The organism is Parasphingorhabdus sp. (assembly GCF_039939955.1).
GTDB lineage: Bacteria > Pseudomonadota > Alphaproteobacteria > Sphingomonadales > Sphingomonadaceae > Parasphingorhabdus.
The window spans coordinates 499,447-516,582 of sequence record NZ_JBDVHS010000006.1; the positions used below are offsets into that span (position 1 = coordinate 499,447).

The 17,136-nt window shown below is 54.8% G+C and carries 18 protein-coding genes; 13 read left to right on the forward strand and 5 right to left on the reverse strand.

What is annotated here, in order from left to right:
- Positions 1 to 2 precede the first annotated feature (2 nt).
- The 10 genes from ABJG22_RS13470 (at position 3) to pal (ending at position 7,163) form a co-directional block, all read left to right on the forward strand.
- Entirely contained in the window at positions 3 to 395 is a 393-nt protein-coding gene (locus tag ABJG22_RS13470) for a VOC family protein (RefSeq protein ID WP_348020785.1), read from the forward strand.
- A 23-nt stretch (positions 396 to 418) separates the two neighbouring features.
- Positions 419 to 1,765, forward strand: coding sequence for an amidohydrolase (locus ABJG22_RS13475; protein ID WP_348020786.1), 1,347 nt, complete (start codon positions 419 to 421; stop codon positions 1,763 to 1,765).
- 2 nt (positions 1,766 to 1,767) lie between these two features.
- Positions 1,768 to 2,115, forward strand: a complete 348-nt coding sequence (locus ABJG22_RS13480; protein ID WP_348020787.1) for a TraR/DksA C4-type zinc finger protein — start codon at positions 1,768 to 1,770, stop codon at positions 2,113 to 2,115.
- Positions 2,112 to 2,687 carry a hypothetical protein gene (locus ABJG22_RS13485; protein ID WP_348020788.1) on the forward strand — a complete coding sequence of 192 codons (576 nt, stop codon included), beginning with the start codon at positions 2,112 to 2,114 and terminating at the stop codon, positions 2,685 to 2,687. The genes ABJG22_RS13480 and ABJG22_RS13485 overlap by 4 nt, the downstream gene beginning before the upstream one ends.
- A gap of 149 nt (positions 2,688 to 2,836) precedes the next feature.
- The gene (locus tag ABJG22_RS13490; protein WP_348020925.1) at positions 2,837 to 3,301 is read left to right on the forward strand and encodes a YbgC/FadM family acyl-CoA thioesterase; all 465 of its coding nucleotides are present in this window, start codon (positions 2,837 to 2,839) and stop codon (positions 3,299 to 3,301) included.
- Between the two features lie 64 nt (positions 3,302 to 3,365).
- Positions 3,366 to 4,013, forward strand: a complete 648-nt coding sequence (tolQ, locus tag ABJG22_RS13495) for a protein TolQ (RefSeq protein WP_348020926.1) — start codon at positions 3,366 to 3,368, stop codon at positions 4,011 to 4,013.
- Between the two features lie 2 nt (positions 4,014 to 4,015).
- Positions 4,016 to 4,468: a protein TolR gene (gene tolR, locus ABJG22_RS13500; RefSeq protein WP_348020789.1), complete on the forward strand. Its 453-nt coding sequence runs from the start codon at positions 4,016 to 4,018 to the stop codon at positions 4,466 to 4,468.
- Between the two features lie 15 nt (positions 4,469 to 4,483).
- Positions 4,484 to 5,230, forward strand: a complete 747-nt coding sequence (locus ABJG22_RS13505; protein ID WP_348020790.1) for a cell envelope biogenesis protein TolA — start codon at positions 4,484 to 4,486, stop codon at positions 5,228 to 5,230.
- Between the two features lie 10 nt (positions 5,231 to 5,240).
- Positions 5,241 to 6,581 carry a Tol-Pal system beta propeller repeat protein TolB gene (tolB, locus tag ABJG22_RS13510; protein WP_348020791.1) on the forward strand — a complete coding sequence of 447 codons (1,341 nt, stop codon included), beginning with the start codon at positions 5,241 to 5,243 and terminating at the stop codon, positions 6,579 to 6,581.
- Positions 6,582 to 6,656: 75 nt separating this feature from the next.
- Positions 6,657 to 7,163: a peptidoglycan-associated lipoprotein Pal gene (pal, locus tag ABJG22_RS13515; RefSeq protein ID WP_348020927.1), complete on the forward strand. Its 507-nt coding sequence runs from the start codon at positions 6,657 to 6,659 to the stop codon at positions 7,161 to 7,163.
- A 74-nt stretch (positions 7,164 to 7,237) separates the two neighbouring features.
- On the opposite strand, the gene ABJG22_RS13520 is transcribed toward pal, so the two are convergent.
- The 3 genes from ABJG22_RS13520 to ABJG22_RS13530 all read right to left on the reverse strand — a co-directional run bounded on the left by ABJG22_RS13520 (position 7,238) and on the right by ABJG22_RS13530 (position 11,195).
- The gene (locus ABJG22_RS13520; protein WP_348020792.1) at positions 7,238 to 7,537 is read right to left on the reverse strand and encodes a hypothetical protein; all 300 of its coding nucleotides are present in this window, start codon (positions 7,535 to 7,537) and stop codon (positions 7,238 to 7,240) included.
- Between the two features lie 38 nt (positions 7,538 to 7,575).
- Positions 7,576 to 10,485 carry a pitrilysin family protein gene (locus ABJG22_RS13525; RefSeq protein ID WP_348020793.1) on the reverse strand — a complete coding sequence of 970 codons (2,910 nt, stop codon included), beginning with the start codon at positions 10,483 to 10,485 and terminating at the stop codon, positions 7,576 to 7,578.
- Positions 10,486 to 10,595: 110 nt separating this feature from the next.
- Positions 10,596 to 11,195: a methyltransferase domain-containing protein gene (locus tag ABJG22_RS13530; protein WP_348020928.1), complete on the reverse strand. Its 600-nt coding sequence runs from the start codon at positions 11,193 to 11,195 to the stop codon at positions 10,596 to 10,598.
- Positions 11,196 to 11,327: 132 nt separating this feature from the next.
- Here ABJG22_RS13530 and ABJG22_RS13535 point away from each other — a divergent pair, with 132 nt between their 5' ends.
- Positions 11,328 to 11,648 (forward strand): antibiotic biosynthesis monooxygenase, encoded by a 321-nt coding sequence (locus ABJG22_RS13535; RefSeq protein ID WP_348020794.1) that lies wholly within the window; start codon positions 11,328 to 11,330, stop codon positions 11,646 to 11,648.
- Positions 11,649 to 11,665: 17 nt separating this feature from the next.
- The gene (locus ABJG22_RS13540; RefSeq protein WP_348020795.1) at positions 11,666 to 13,027 is read left to right on the forward strand and encodes an MFS transporter; all 1,362 of its coding nucleotides are present in this window, start codon (positions 11,666 to 11,668) and stop codon (positions 13,025 to 13,027) included.
- Here the strand turns inward: ABJG22_RS13540 and ABJG22_RS13545 are convergent.
- Positions 13,024 to 15,300, reverse strand: a complete 2,277-nt coding sequence (locus tag ABJG22_RS13545; RefSeq protein WP_348020929.1) for a CDC48 family AAA ATPase — start codon at positions 15,298 to 15,300, stop codon at positions 13,024 to 13,026. The genes ABJG22_RS13540 and ABJG22_RS13545 overlap by 4 nt on opposite strands.
- Before the next feature lie 396 nt (positions 15,301 to 15,696).
- Between ABJG22_RS13545 and ABJG22_RS13550 the strand changes: the two genes are divergently transcribed.
- Positions 15,697 to 16,575 (forward strand): LysR substrate-binding domain-containing protein, encoded by an 879-nt coding sequence (locus ABJG22_RS13550; protein ID WP_348020796.1) that lies wholly within the window; start codon positions 15,697 to 15,699, stop codon positions 16,573 to 16,575.
- On the opposite strand, the gene ABJG22_RS13555 is transcribed toward ABJG22_RS13550, so the two are convergent.
- Positions 16,572 to 17,135 (reverse strand): carboxymuconolactone decarboxylase family protein, encoded by a 564-nt coding sequence (locus tag ABJG22_RS13555; RefSeq protein ID WP_348020797.1) that lies wholly within the window; start codon positions 17,133 to 17,135, stop codon positions 16,572 to 16,574. The genes ABJG22_RS13550 and ABJG22_RS13555 overlap by 4 nt on opposite strands.
- Between the last annotated feature and the right edge of the window lies 1 nt (position 17,136).

A 17,136-nucleotide genomic window follows, 5' to 3' on the forward strand; every position in this document is an offset into this window, starting at 1 on the left:
CCATGATTGGATATGTAACACTCGGCACGAATGATCTCGACAAAGCGCGTGCATATTATGACGCTCTGCTCGGCGAGCTCGGTGCAAAACGGCTGATGGAAATGGATGAAAATGGTTTCACCCTTTATGGCGTCGATATGACGACACCATCTATTGCAATCACCAAACCCGACAATGGAAAAACCGCGCAGCCAGGCAATGGCAATATGATCGCCCTGCAGATGGAAGAACGGGCGCAAGTCGATGGTTTCTACAACAAAGGCCTTGAACTGGGCGGCAGCGACGAAGGCGCTCCCGGTGTCCGCGGCGACGAAGGTCCCATGGCATTTTACGCAGCCTATTTTCGCGATCCCGAAGGCAACAAGCTTTGCGCTTTTCGCCTTGGCCCTGCATAGAAATATAAATATAGGGGGAAATCATGAAACATCTTTTGGCTTTGGCGACGACAACCGCTCTGATCTGGGCCACGCCTGGCACGGCACAAAACAGTCTGGCCTCACCTGATCTGGCGGCGGCCATCGCAGCGGACTATGACAATAGTTTGGAAGCCCTGTTTCTTGATTTTCATCGCAACCCGGAGCTTTCCTATAAAGAAACCCGCACCGCCGGGATCATGGCCAAACAATGGCGTGCCTCGGGCTTCACTGTAACGGAGAATGTCGGCGGCACAGGTGTCGTTGCCGTGATGGAAAATGGTGAAGGCCCCACCCTGATGCTGCGTGCGGATATGGATGGGCTGCCCTTGGTCGAAGACAGCGGGCTCGACTATATGTCGACCGCGACGCAGGTCAGCATCGACGGCGAGGAAAAGCCGGTCATGCACGCCTGCGGCCATGATGTGCATATCACCTCGCTCATCGGTACCGCACGCCAGATGTCGGCGATGAAAGACCAATGGTCCGGTACTTTGGTGCTGATCGCACAACCGGCCGAAGAACGCATCGGTGGCGCCAAGTTAATGATGGATGACGGCCTGTATTCCCGCTTTCCAAAACCTGACTTTGCTATGGCCTTCCATGTGTCTGCCGACACGCCAACGGGAAAATTGGCGCTGAGCGAAGGGATTAGCTACTCCTCATCAGACAGCGTTGATATCATCATCCACGGCGTCGGCGCTCATGGTGCGTCCCCTCATCGGGGCAAGGATCCGATCGTTATGGGCGCGCAGATCATCATGAACCTGCAGACGATCGTCAGCCGGGAAATCGCTCCGCTCAAACCGGGCGTGATAACCGTTGGTTCCTTCCACAGCGGGTTCAAGCATAATATCATTTCCGACAAAGCCACAATGCAACTGACGGTTCGCTCTGACGATGCCGACACGCGCGCGAAATTGCTCGCGGGCATCAAGCGCATCGCCACCAATGTTGGCCGTATGAATGACCTGCCGGAAGACAAACTACCAGAAGTTCTGGTCTCCCATGAATCAACGCCAGCCAATTATAATGATCCAGCCCTGACCAAGCGGATTCAAGGGGTCTTCACCGCACGTTTCGGAAACGATGTCTTCGACAACCAGCCACGCGAAGGCATGGGCGCAGAGGATTTTGCCTATTTTGTTGAACCCAATACCGACGTTCCTGGCGTATATTTCTCGGTAGGTGGAACTCCGCAAGCCGATTTTGATCGCGAAGAGGCCGGGGGTGCACCCGTGCCATCGCACCATTCGCCCTTCTTCAAAGTAGCGCCCAGAGAGTCCGTGACTCTGGGGACCGAGGCCATGACCGCAGCTGCATTGGAACTGCTTGCGCGGAAAGCGGAATAGTCTTGGCCGAGGCGCTTTCCTCTTCGCAGATCAACAGCCTCAAGCAGCGATTGCTGGAACAGCAAGCGGCGCTGAAGGCTCACGATCAGGAAGGTGCCAGTTGGAGCGATACGGTCGAACTCGACCAGCAAAGCGTTGGACGACTTTCTCGTATGGATGCGATGCAGCAGCAGGAAATGGCGCAAGCCGAAGCGCGCCGCCGTACCAGCGATTTGGCGAGGATAGAAATGGCGCTGATCCGCATGACCGAAGATGAATATGGCTGGTGCGCGGAATGCGGCGATCCCGTTGCTTTTCGTCGACTGGAGATTGATCCGGCAGCAGCCCTATGCATCGGTTGTGCAACATGAGCCGCGCATTACCATTGCTGGCGGGCTTGGCGCTAAGCATAGGCGCGGTCGCATCGGGGTTCCTGATCGGCGCGAACCATCTTGAAGGTGCACAATTGGCGGCCCGATGGACTTCGCGCGTAGGGTTACCCGTATTTCTCATCGCCTATCTCGCTTCCAGCCTCCATAAAATTTGGCCGGGTGATCTTACACGCACATTCATTCGCCGACGGCGTCAATGGGGCCTGGCCTTTGCATGGACGCACAGCGTACATCTGGTTGCCTTGATCTATTTTCTTACAATCGCAGGAATGCCGCCAGAAGCGGTCACCATTTTAGGAGGCGGCCTAGCCTACGTCATGATCTATCTCATGGCGCTGACCTCGAACAATTGGTCCATGAAAAAGCTAGGAGCCAATTGGAGCCGTCTCCACAAGTTCGGGATCCACTATATCTGGCTGATCTATCTCCTAACCTATGCTGGACGGCTTGAGGATCCATCATTGCAGCATATCGGAATCATCGGAGTTGGTTTGCTGATACTGGCACTAATCCTGCGAATAGTCGCCCGATGGCGGAAGAAACTTCCATGAGAAGTTCAAAGCCGCAGGGTAAAACCTAAGAATTCAGGGATATCCGGAGCAAGTTGTCTCGGTCCAAGCGAGTCATATTTGCGTCCAGTGCATCGCTGTGGCCCATTTCACCCTTTCGCGTTCGAAGACATCACCCTAATATGCAGGCTATGGAAGCCCCCGCCGACATCCGCCCGCATGATGGACGCTTTATAAGCGGGAAACATTATTTCGCCTGCCGGGTCTATTTCGAGGACACGGATTTTTCCGGCATCGTCTATCATGCCAATTATCTTCGCTATATGGAACGCGCCCGCTCGGATATGCTCCGCCTGCTCGATATGGATCAAGGTGCCGCCTATGACAGCGGAGAAGGCGTCTATGCCGTGGTCGATCTCACCATGAAATATATATTGCCCGCCAAATTGAATGATGACCTGGTCATCATCAGCACGGTTGAGAAGCTGCGCGCCGCCAGCGTGGTCATCGACCAAACGATCATGCGCGGTTCCGACCTTATTACGTCAGCATCCGTTCAGGCGGCTTTTCTTACGCCCGCCGGGCGCCCTAGACGACAACCGAAAGCGTGGACAAAGGCCTTTTCCAGCGTCATGGATCAGACGGACAGAAAATGAAGGATATCGAACCTTGCTAGACCAACTTTCTTTGGGAGCGACCGCCGGAAACTTCTCTCCCTTCATGCTCTTTTTAGAAGCCGATATTGTCGTCAAAACGGTAATGATTGGCCTGCTGCTCGCCAGCATATGGACATGGGCGATCATTATCAGCTTTGGCATGACCATCGCCAAAACTGCCCGAAAATCGGAAAAATTTGAACTGGCTTTCTCCAAGGCCGATAATATCGACCGCTTTTATGACGAATATGGCCAGTCCAGTCTGCCCAGCGCAAAAGTCTTAGCCTCCGGTATCAAAGAATGGCGTCGTTCAACCGCAAAGGGCCCGATTGACCGGGACGGCACCCGGCAACGGCTAGCCACCGCGATGAACGCCACCATTGCCCATGAAATCGATCGCATCGCAGACAGACTCAATTTTCTTGCAACCGTGGGCAGTGTTGCCCCCTTTGTTGGTCTATTTGGCACCGTCTGGGGCATCATGCGCAGCTTCTCGGCCATTGCCGCAGAGCAGAATAGTTCGCTGGCGGTGGTCGCGCCCGGCATTGCCGAGGCCCTATTCGCCACAGCCATTGGTCTATTTGCCGCCATTCCGGCGGTCATTGCCTATAACCGCTTCTCCCATCGCCTGAACAAGCTGGAGGCCCGCATGGGTCGGTTTGCCGATGGGTTTCACGCCACGCTCAGCCGCGAGCTGGAGCTTGGGGACTGAGCATGGGCATGAATATGGGATCTGGTATCGGGAGGCGCGGCACTAGTCGCGGACGCGCGCCGATGGCGGAGATCAATGTCACGCCCTTCGTCGATGTCATGCTGGTATTGCTGATCATTTTCATGGTCACGGCCCCGCTGCTGGTCACCGGCGTACCCGTCAACCTGCCAGAAAGCCGCGCCAATGCGCTCGAACAGGATCAGGAACCCATACAGATTGCTATCGATAGCGAGGGCCGTGTCTATATCGATGACGAAGAAATCAACCGGGACGCCTTGGCGCTCTGGCTGGGCGATATAGCCGCCAATCAAAATCCGGACGATCCCCGGCAGATCATGCTGCGCGGAGACACCACGCTTGATTACGGTTTGATTATGGATGTGATGGGCGAGCTCAACCGGGCCGGATTAAACCGGGTTTCGTTGGTCACAACAGGTTCATCCGAGGCGCGATAGTGATGGACCGCTGATATGGAAAAAGCTGAAAAAATTGGCTTGGGAGTAGCAGCTGCGGGCCATGTGGCTCTGTTCGGCGCGTTGTCGCTCAGCATTCTTTCCAGCACCAATGATGCTTTTCGGAACAAGCCAATCGAAGTGATGATTGCCGATGAAGTCGGCTTGGAAAGCGCGACCCCCGATCCTGCGCTCGTTACCCCCGCAACCAGCATAGCGCCTGAGCTTGGTATCCCCACAGAAAACAATTTTGTCGAACCGGAACCGCTGCCCGAACCAGCAAAAGTAGAGGCAACGCCAAGGCCAGCGGTCAAGCCAACGCGACCCATCGCTAAGCCCACACCAAAACCGAAACCCAAGCCACGCGGTTCCCGATTGGGCGATGATTTCCTAAAAGGCGTCACCGACGCATCATCGGTTAGCCGGAACCAGAATATTACCGCGTCAAAGGCATCGCCAGCGGCTGTCGCATCGCTGCAGCGCGAACTATATCGACTGGTCAAACAGAAATGGCGGCCGCCCACAGGGGCGGACGCGGAGCTCTTGCGCACCAAGGTTACGGCGCGTCTCGATAGCAGCGGTGGTATCATCGGCACACCGACTGCCACAACCACCGGCATAACACCGAGCAACCGATCTCAAGTCGCAATCCATCAGGAAAGAGCCATTGCCGCAGTCAGGCTTGCCGCACCTTTCACAAGCTTTCCCGAGAAATTTTACGATGAATGGAAGGTTATAGAACCTATCCTGTATCTTGGTGTCTAGGAGACCGACCATGCAACCCATCCCCCTTTATTTTCGTACGTTGATTCTGAGCATAATCACCTCTTTCGGACTAACAACGGCCGCCCATGCCCAGTTGACGGTCGACGTCGACAATAGCGCATCCGCAGAGCTGGTCATTGCAGTTCCCGGCCTGCCAACACCGCAAAATATAGAGACGCCCGCCGGCAACACCGCGGAACTAGGCGGCAGGATCAGCGATGTTATCGCCAGTGACCTGCGATCGAGCGGGTTGTTCAAACCACTTGGGCGCAACCAAGTCCGCGGGATCAGCTATTCCGAAGTCACCGCTCCACAGTTTCCTTATTGGAGCGGCGCCAATGCCTCCGCATTGGTCCAAGGTTTTGTTCAGGCCAATAGCGACGGGAAGCTGACCGTCGGCTGCTATCTCTATGATGTCGCGCTGGAAACCGAACTCACACGTCAGGGTTTTGTCGTGAATCCAGGCGAATGGCGTCGGGCAGCGCATAAATGCGCGGATGCCATCTATTCGCGTTTGAGCGGAGAATCTCCGTTTTTCGATAGCCGCATCGCTTATATTGCGGAGACCGGCCCTAAAGAAAACCGGGTCAAAAGGCTCGCGATCATGGACAGCGACGGCGCCAACCATCGCTTCATTACCAACGGTCGGGCGACGGCTCTCACGCCCCGTTTCTCTCCCGACTATAAAAGCATCGTCTATCTGAGTTTTCTCGATGGAAACCCGCGTATCTACATTTATGACATTGGCATGGGTCGCCAGCGTCTGATTACGCAGAGCACCAATCCGACTTTCGCGCCGCGCTGGTCCCCCGATGGCAAATGGATACTCTATTCCATGGCCATTGCCGGCAATACCGACATCTACAAGGTGTCCGCGTCCGGTGGTTCCAATCCGCAGCGCCTCACCTTCTCTCCCGGCATTGATATCGGCGGCAGCTTCTCTCCGGATGGCAGTCGGATCGTGTTTGAAAGCGACCGCTCGGGTAGCCAGCAGCTTTATGTCATGGATGCCAATGGCGGCAATGAACGGCGAATCAGCTTTGGTGGCGGGCGCTTTGCCACACCGGAATGGAGCCCACGCGGAGATTTGATCGCTTTCACCAAGATAGCCGGCAATTTCCGCATCGGCGTGATGACGCCCAGCGGCGGTGGTCAACGACTGCTCACCAACAGCTGGCAGGACGAAGCCCCGACATGGGCGCCCAATGGTCGGGTTATCCAGTTTTTCCGGACAACTCGGGGAAGCGGGAAGACGGGAATTTGGCAAGTCGACCTTACGGGCCGCAATGAAAGACAGCTACCGACGCCGGTCAATGGCTCTGATCCCGCATGGGGACCATTGCTGCCGTAAATTCAAATCGAGACAAGTCACTGAAAAAAGGTTATATCTCGCCCAAGGGCATTTTCAACTAGGAGCAATATGATGATCAAATATGCGACCCCCCTCCTGATTACAGCTAGCTTGGGTTTGGCTGGCTGCGCCAAAAAACCTCCTGAAGTTCTACCACCAGCCCCGGTTGGTACGGCGCCAACTCCAGCACCGACTGCGCCCGCTGGCCCAGGCTATGCGATGGGCTCACAAGAAGATTTTCTGGCCAATACGATGTCCGACAGAGTGCTGTTCGATACCGACCGTTTTAATATCGATCCCCGGGATCAGGCTATCTTGCAAAGTCAGGCACAATGGCTGGCACAAAACCAAAATGCCCAGATTACCATCGAAGGCCATGCCGATGAACGCGGCACCCGTGACTATAATCTGGCGCTGGGCGAACGCCGTGCCAATGCGGCGAAAAACTATCTCGCGTCGCTGGGTGTCAGCCCTACGCGGATGACGACGGTGAGCTATGGCAAGGAACGCCCGGAAGCGCTCGCTTCCAACGAGAGCGCATGGGCACAAAACCGCCGTGCGGTGAGCGTTGTTATCCGCTAGACCCGCCCAAAATCAGAGACAAAAAAAGGGCCGCTACCCAATGGGATAGCGGCCCTTTTTTATTGAGCAATTGCTTAGCTTTGACGGGTTCCGGTCATCGCCATTTCGCCAAATGCGCCAGCTTTGACCGAACCGGTCAACGTGTCACCATCAACGGTCACGCTGGCTTCCAGTTTCATTGGCATTGGAACGGTCATGTTCATGACCCAAGTGGCGCTATCGCCATCCACTTTGCCTTCTTCGACATCCATCGCACCGGTTGCGCCGGCGTTGGTGCCGGTCACGGTGTCGCCATCGACAACCAGCGTCAGCACTGAATTCTGGTCACCCATTGGGGATTTGGTTACGCAATCATAGACACCTGCAATAGACATATTCTTCTCCTTTTAAATTCTTCGCTCGCAATTGCCGGTCAATCGTTACCGACCGACGAATCGCTTGAACCAGCATTATTAACACTAGTGTCACTAGCTTCATAGCCGCGATATTCTATTGGCATTTCGAGCGCGTCCAACTGGCTTTTGATCTTGTCGACATCACCGACAATGACCCAGGTGAATTTGTCCGGGTCGATGGCTTCCGCCATGGCAGCGTTCAAATCTTCCGTGGTCAGTGCTTTGTAGCGTCCTGCAACGTTTTCGGCATAATCGGACGCTCTTCCGTACATCGCATCACCCTGCATCTGTCCTAGAATATTCACAGTACGCTCAAACTGGCCAGGCAATTGGCGAACATTGCCGTTGACCGTCCGTTCCAGCTCCGCTGGCGTGACACCATTTTCGCCCAGAAATGATCGAACCTGCGCATCAATTGCAGCGACAGCGGGCCCGGTTTGGTTGGTCTGAACCGGCGCGCGCATCGTGTAGAGCACCCGATCTTCTCCACGCAACACGGTGTTGCGTGTGCCGTAGCTCCAACCTTTGGTTTCGCGAAGATCCATGTTGATCCGCGAGAGGAAATTGCCGCCCAAAACTTCATTGGCCGCGTTGAGCGTCAGCAGATCATCCGCCCCTTTATATGGCAGGACCTGCCCCGCCAATATCATCGATTGCGGAGAATTCGGACGGTGGATGACGATGATCCGGCCTTCCCCTTCCGGAACAGGCGCATCAAAATTCTTTGCTGGTGCGGCTTGTCCGCTTCCTTGCCAACGGCCGAAACGCATCTCAAGCTTGTCGAGCAATTCTTGCTTATCAATCTTACCCGCTGCGAAGATCGTTGCCTTCTCAGGGTGCATCCATTGCTGATGAAAGTCAGACAGGTCATCGCGCGTTATCGCCGATACGGTTTCCTTCGTCCCGTTACCCGAAAGGCCGCGGCCATAAGGATGTTCCGAACCGAAAACCAAAGGCGGAAGGATATTGGTGGCGATACTCCGCGGGTTGCTCTCTTCCCGATCAATGGCGGTTAGCTGCTGAACCCGGATGCGCTCGATATCATCGGGCTTGAACGCCGGGTTCTTAACAATATCCGCCATCAGATCGAGCGAAGCATCCAAATTCGGATTGACGGCCCGCAGGTCAACATCCGTACGATCGCGTCCGCCGCCAATGCCAATATTGGCACCGAGCCGCTCTTGCTGCTCGGCAATTTCGATCGATGTCAGGCTGGTTGTGCCTTCTTCCAATATGGCCGTGACGAAATTCTGTAACCCCAGCTTATCCGGTGAATCCGCGCTGGTGCCAGCATTGAAAGACAAGGTCACCCGGGTCATCGGCACCGCATCTCGCTGCGCGAAATAGACTTTGATACCATTGGACAGGGTCGCTGTTTCGACATCCGGGAAGTCGACATTGGGAATGTCACCCACTGGCGGCAATTGGGAACGATCCGGCGCGGTTACCGTCACTGGTTCGCCATCCTGCATGTAATAAGCTGGGGCGGTCAGAACGCCGGTCCGCTCGCCCTTGCCAGCGCCGACTTCCTGATAAGCATCGCGCTCGCCCGGAATCACCCGGATACCCAGCACGGGACGGGTCAGCCATTTCTGCATCGCCGCCTTGACCGCTTCGGGTGTCGTCGATGCCAGTCGGCTTAGTTCCTTTTTATAATGATCCGGATCATCGGAATAGAGCTTGCCCTTCGCCAAAGCGACCGCCTTGCCACTAAACCCGCCAACCTGTTCAAGTCCAGCGATCCGCGCAGCGGCATCGCGCGTTGCTACGCGCTGTACTTCATCTTCAGTCGGGCCATTGGCGATGAAATCCGCGATAATCTCGTCCAGCCGCTTGGCGACAACATCTGCATCCTCGCCCGGTTTCACATCCGCCAATATCTCGACAAAGCTGCCATGCACGAACGGAATGACATAGGCCGAAACGGCAACCGCATTTTTCTCTTCGCGCACCATGATATTGTCGAGCCGCGAACTGGCCAAACCACCAAGAACAGTCAAACCGACATCAAGCGGCGTATAGTCGGGATCGTTCAGGCCCGGCACCACCCAGTTGCGGTAAATACGGGTGGTTGCGACCTTGTCCTTCATCACCTCGTAGATCGGCGCATCGAGCGTCGGCAGTTCAGGATCGAGCTGCGGGATTGGTTTGCCGGAAGGAATAGCGCCAAACCATTTGTTGACCATCGTTTTCGCGGTCGCGGTATCGATATCGCCGGCGAGCACCAGAATAGAATTATTCGGTCCATAATGATCGATGAACCATTGTTTCATATCGTCCAGCGATGCGGCTTCAAGGTCTTCCAAAGAACCGATCGTGTCATGCCCATAGGGATGGTCTGAAGGAAAGAGCAACTCGGTCTGCCGATAGCCGACCAGACCATAAGGCCGGTTGTCGCCCTGACGTTTCTCGTTCGACACAACGCTGATTTGATTGTCGAGCTTCTCCTGCGTCACGGCCTCGAGCAAATGCCCCATCCGGTCACTTTCGAGGAACAAGGCCACATCAAGTGCAGAGGTCGGGACGGTCTGGAAATAGTTGGTCCGGTCGAGCCAGGTCGTACCGTTGAGATCGGTCGCGCCAATCTGCCGCAACGGTTCGAAATAATCTCCGGGTGCATTTTCCGAACCGTTGAACATGATATGTTCAAACAGATGCGCATAGCCGGTCTTGCCCTCGGGTTCGTGAGCCGATCCGACGCCATACCAGATAGAGACGGCCACAACCGGTGCTTTGCGATCAGTATGAACCAGGACTTTCAACCCGTTATCGAGGGTGAATTCTTCATAAGGAATATCAACTGCATCAACCAACTCGCTCACGGGCGCTGGTTCAGCTACCTCATGATGCTTCGCCAATACAGGCGCCGCGACCGTCAATGCTGTCGTGGTCAGCGCCAGAAAAAGGGTACGAGATAAACGGGACATCGGGATATTCCTCTCAATCAAAATACATAGATATGTCGCCAAACATGCCGGTAAACTCGGTCTCACCGACTATCGGCTTCGACCAACGACATTCAGCTATCGACGAACGACTATTTTGCTTTCCATCCCCAGAACAAATGGCATGGCAATATGTTCCAGAATGAATAGCCTTGGTCGATATGGTCAAAATGCGGTGTCATAAAGTCACGCGCCTTTTTGACGAATTGATAGACCAGAAAGGCGCCACCCGGTCGGATCGCTTCATACGTCTCTTCGGCGATTTTGGGGCCGAGTTGGTCGGGCAATGTCGAAAAGGGCAAGCCGGAAAGGATATAATCCGCTTTCTCGTGCCCAAGCTCGTTTATGATTTTTTGCACATCGGCTGCCGACCCGTGAATCGGGTAGAAACGGCTGTCGCGGATAGATTTGCTGAGATAGTCTATAAAATCGGGATTGAGGTCGATCACAATCAAGCTTGCATCCGGCTTCATCCGTTCCAGCACCGGACGGCAGAATGTTCCGACACCCGGCCCATATTCAACGAAAAGATCGCACTCATCCCATTTGACGGGTTCGAGCATTTTTTTGATCGTAATGTCCGACGAAGGGATGATCGATCCCACCATCACCGGGTGTTTCAAAAACCCCTTGAAGAAAACACCCCAAGGACCCAGACGCCTCTCCAATCCTCGCTTCATGCGATCCATCATCTTGGTTTTGGCGATACTGTCGGTCAATTGATTCCTCCGGTAGCAGAACAAACTGTCTTACTAGAGCGTTACAGCATCGGTTACAAATATATTAGCGGTTGCCCGTTACATGGGACCGACTAAAAGAGAGGCATGCAACTACATCCTAAAGACTCCATCGCCGTCATTTTTTGCGCGCTGCGTACGGGCGTAGAGGAAGAAGCTTATCAGGCCGCAGCAACGGCAATGAGCGAGCTAGTCGCACAGCAACCCGGATATCTCGGAGAAGATCATGCGCGGTCTCCGGATGGTTTTGGCATAACAATCAGCTATTGGCGCGATGATGCCAGTGCCAAAGCTTGGCGCGACAACCCCGACCATGCCGCCATTCGCGAACAAGGGCGAGACAAATGGTATAGCGCATATAGCCTGCATGTTTCTCGCATCGAACGAGCCTATGACTGGCAAAAATAGAGTGGCATAGGAGCGACATGGCTGATTCCCCCAATATTGATCCGGTACACCGGAACAATCCCCCTTCTGCCGAGGTCAAGCCAATTGATAGCACCCGTATGGCGGTTCTTTTCTCGGTCATGCTTGTCACCGCGTCGGGCAATACCGCGATGCAGTCGATTTTGCCGACGATCGGCACGCAGCTGAGCATTCCGGATTTCTGGGTCAGCGCCGCGTTCAGCTGGTCAGCGTTGCTATGGGTATATACCGCTCCAAAATGGGCACGCCAATCGGATCATCGCGGCCGAAAAGCACTGATGCACTTGGGCATGATCGGCTTTACGGCCTCCTTCGCATTAGCGGGCCTGGCGTTGTTTCTAGGACTGCTCGGCTGGTATAGCGCGCTTTGGACGTTCATCCTATTTGCTTTGTTCCGCAGCCTATACGGCGGCCTCGGCTCTGCTGCTCCACCGGCCGTGCAGGCCTATGTGGCGTCCCGGACCGCACGCGCCGACCGAACCAAGGCACTGTCGTTGATTTCCTCCTCCTTTGGCCTTGGTACGATTGTCGGCCCCGCCATTGCCCCGTTGATGATTCTACCGGTTCTGGGCCTTTCCAGCCCGATGTTCGCCTTTGCCGCCATCGGCATATTGGTGATGATCGCATTGGCGTTGAAATTGCCCAATGATAATCCCGACTATGAAGCGCGGGGTGTGGTGACATCCGAACCATATAGTTCTGCGCCGTCGGCGAACAGCCTGAAAGAGGAAGACGACAGCGGCGACAAGGAAGCTGGTCTGCCACCACGTTTGCGCTGGGGTGACGATCGGATCAAACCATGGCTGATCACAGGCGTTCTGGGCGGCAACGCACATGCCTTGATATTGGGCGTAGTCGGCTTTCTGGTGCTCGATCGACTGGGACTGCGCGGCGATCCAGAAATGGGAATAAGAATGACGGGCCTGGTATTGATGTCCGGCGCAGCGGCGACTTTATTGGCACAATGGGGCTTGATACCGCTGCTGCAAATGGGGCCACGGGCCTCGATATTATGGGGCATGGTTCTGGGCGCCCTGGGTTGCCTGATCATCGGATTGTCCCACGATCTCTACGGCATCGTCATCGGATTTGCGGTGGCATCATTGGGATTTGGCCTGTTCCGCCCGGGCTTCACCGCCGGAGCATCGCTTGCCGTCAAACGATCCGAGCAAAACGGCGTCGCCGGGATTGTTGCGTCGGTAAATGGCATGGCCTTTATCGCGTCACCGGCGCTGGGCGTTCTGCTCTATACCTATGCTGGCGCATTCCCGTTCTGGCTGGCGACAGCCGTCTGCGTCTTCCTGTTCGGTTGGGGCCTAAAATCCCTCAAACTCGATGAACAGAACATCGCCAGCCGCTAATGCTTGCTGTCCTTGACCGGCGTCAACATTCCCGGCGTGACAAAGCCAATGGGTTCGGCGCGCATCGCATTTTGCTTCAGATGTGCCTCTATTTTGGAATATTCTTCTTCCATTTCAGGCGTTACCGAAGCGCGGCTGTCTTCCAGCGCTTTCACAAAATGCTTCATCTGGACAGTTTCAACCAAGCCGCCAAATTCTCGCAGCGCATAGAGCCCTGCCCGGCGGACCAGATCTTCTAAATCGGCCCCCGAATAGCGCTCCGTTCTATCCGCCATTTCATCGAGATCAACATCCTTGCCCAACGGCATTTTCGACGTGTGAATGGCCAAGATACGCCGACGACCAGCTTTTTCCGGAACCGGAACATAAACCAGTTCATCAAATCGGCCGGGTCGCAGCAACGCCGGGTCCACCATGCCGGGGCGATTGGTCGCACCGATCAATATCACCGACTGCATCTCTTCCAGCCCGTCCATCTCGGCGAGGATCGTATTGACCACTCTTTCGGTGACATGGGGCTCGCCCATGCCGCCACCGCGTGCCGGGACGAGACTATCAATCTCGTCGATAAACAGGACCGTCGGCGCAACTTGCCGCGCCCGCGCAAATAGGCGTGCTATCTGTTGTTCGCTCTCGCCATACCATTTGGACAGAAGGTCGCTCGACTTGGTAGCAATAAAATTGGCTTCGGCTTCCCGCGCCACAGCCTTTGCAAGCAATGTCTTGCCGGTACCCGGAGGGCCATAGAGTAGAAAACCTTTGGCCGGACGAATGCCCAGTCGCGCAAAGGCTTCCGGATTTTTCATCGGCAGTTCGATGCCCTCTTTCAACCGCATTTGCGCGTCGTCGAGACCACCAATATCTTCCCAGCGGACATCAGGCGCCTGCACCATGACTTCGCGCATTGCCGATGGCTGAACCCGTTTCAAAGCTTCAACGAAATCATGCCGATAAACGACCAATTCTTCCAGCACTTCCGGCGGTACGACTTCTGATTCGAGATCAAGTTTTGGCATGATCCGGCGCACCGCTTCAATCGCTGCCTCACGCGTCAACGCCGCCAAATCTGCTCCAACAAAACCATAGGTTGTGCGTGCAAGTTCTTTTAAATCAACGGATTTGTCGATAGGCATACCACGGGTGTGAATACCCAATATTTCCCTTCGTCCGGCAACATCCGGCACGCCGACAATGATTTCCCGATCAAAACGACCGGGACGGCGCAGCGCCTCATCAATGGCTTCCGGACGATTGGTTGCCGCAATCACCACCAAATTGACCCGCGATTCCAGGCCATCCATCAGCGTCAGCAATTGCGCGACTAGACGTTTCTCTGCTTCGCCTTGCACCTGTCCACGCTTCGGCGCGATCGAATCAATCTCGTCGATGAACAGGATCGATGGTGAGGCTTTGGTCGCCGCTTCAAAAACCTCGCGCAGCTTCTTTTCCGACTCGCCAAATGCCGAACCCATGATTTCGGGGCCATTGATCAGAAAAAATTCTGCGTCACTTTCATTGGCAACCGCCCGCGCGAGTCTTGTCTTTCCCGTACCCGGAGGGCCGTGCAACAGCACACCACGTGGTGGATCAACGCCAAGCCGTGTGAACAGCTGCGGATAGCGCAACGGCAGCTCGACCATTTCGCGAAGTTGATCAATTGTTTCGTGCAAGCCACCAATATCATCATAGGTCACATCCGCACGGCGATGCTCCGTAGATTCTTCATATTCCGGTCGCAATTCGACTTCGGTATCTTGATCAATATGCACAATGCCTTTGGGCACTGTCGAAATGACGCTGAGTCGTATTTGCGTGAGAGAAAAAGCCGGTGCCGCGAGCATTTGCTGCAATTGCGGTGGCATGTCCGCCCGATCGACCTGCTGTTGCCCATGGGTTGCAACAAAATCTCCAGCCTTCAACGGACGCCCCATGAAACTGCGCTTCAGACCATCGCCATTGCCTTGCAAACGAAGATCCTTCTGCGCAGGCGCCAAAACGACTTTTTTGGCTGGTCGAGATTCAACTTTGCGAATTTCGACAAAATCCCCGGCCCCGACGCCTGCATTGGCGCGTTGCAGGCCATCAAGCCTCACAAAATCCAAGCCTTCATCTTCCTCGTACGGCAAGACGGCCCGTGCTGGGCTCGCCTGTTTGCCGAGGATTTCAACAACATCACCCTCGACCAATCCCAGCTTGCTTAGATTTTCTCGGGAAAGCCGTGCCAGACCGCGGCCACTATCCTCTGGCCGTGCGTTAGCGACTTGCAGCTTCAACAGCTTGTCATCTGCCTCGACTTTATCTTTGGCTGGTGCTGGATCGGACACTGGGGCGTATCTCCTCGATAATCGTTCTGGTCATTTCCAACAAGATAGGGATCGCTTCGCCGATATGCGACTCAGATTTTCTAATGAAGGGCAATATGGCGGGTTTTGAACAAAAAAAAGGCCAGTTCCGGAGAACTGGCCTATAAAAGTTTTTAGGAGAGGATGCCTGAAAGGCTCATCCTAAATGCATCAAAACCATTTATTGTGCAAGTGCGAAAAGAACATTGTGAGTTGCATATATTGCAACTTAATAATAATATTAACGTCTGTTTTCCAACATTTTGTAGGGTTGGCCTGTATTTTTGCATTGCACAAAGCGGATTAAACTACGATATTGATCTTCTTATGCGGCGTCTTCCTCCCCTTCGCGCTCTTGAGGCCTTTATTCGCGTTGCCCGCCTTGGTTCTTCCAAGGCTGCCGCAGCCGAGCTTGCTCTGTCTGCACCTGCACTGAGTCGGCGAATCAAGTCCCTAGAAAATCATATCGGTAAACCGCTGTTCGAACGGCGAAACCAATCTATGGTTCTGAACGAAGATGGGATATTCCTGCTAGCAACGGTTGCGCCTGCGATGGAAACCATTGCCGAAGCTGTCGACCAGATGATCGTCACCGGCGGTGATATGCGGCTGCGGCTCGGCGTCCTTCCTCTTTTCGGCGCGACGCGGTTGATGCCGCAGCTTCCGGCCCTGAAAAAGCTGTATCCCAAATTGCATATCGATGTGGATACGTCAGCTCATGCTGAAAATATCCTGGGTGATGCGGTCGATGCTGCCATCATCATCAGCGACCATGTCGATCCCAACCTCTATTCGGTGAAGCTGGACAGCAACAAAGTCTATGCCATCGCATCAAAAGGTCTGACAGAAGGCCCCAATGCAGTGAAAAATCCGGCCGATTTGAAAAATCACAATATCCTGATCCACAGCAACATGACCCGTGCCTTTGATCAGTGGAAGAAAGTGGTGGGCGTACCTGATCTGCAGCCAGCTGGTATCGATCATCTCGACAGCGGCCCGTTAATGCTCGAAGCCGCGGCTCAGGGGCTTGGCGTCGCGATCATGCACGGCGGCCATTTTTCGGACGCCAATGATCCGCGATTGGTTCGACTATTCGACCATGATGTCGACAGCCCATACAGCTATTGGTTCGTATGCCGCAAACGCGACAAGAAGAACCGTGCGGTCCGGATTTTCCATGATTGGGTGATAAAAGCGAGCCTTTAGGCTCTAAGATCAGGGTCCAGCGTCAGATCATCATCCAGCTGCACGCCAAAGCTATTCAGCAGCATCGACACCTGACTATATTGCCCGACGGTCATAACCAGATCCATGCGCTGTTTTTCCGTCAGATCCGCTAAGGCCTCCCATGTCGCATCGGCAACATGGCCGTCACCGGTCAGGTCGTCGGTCGCTTGCAACATGGCACTTTCCAGAGGCGTCCAGCCCGGTGCATCTGGTCCAGCCTTGATCCGTTCAATCTCTTCATCGGTCAGACCACAGTCTTTGCCAATACGGACGTGCTGCGCCCATTCATAGCCGGCCTTCCAATTGAAGCCGGTGCGCAGGATTATGATCTCGCGCTCGCGCGCTGACAGGTCATTGTGGTGCGACAGGATATAGCCACCCCACCACATGAACGCCTTATAAGCCCGCGGTGCTTTGATCAGCGTCCGGAAAATATTCAATATTTTGCCGGACTGAAAGCGCTCACCCAGCATCGCCCTACTCTCCGTATCAAGTTCTGACTCGGCGAGCGGGGCGATTCTGGGTTTATTGAGACGCATA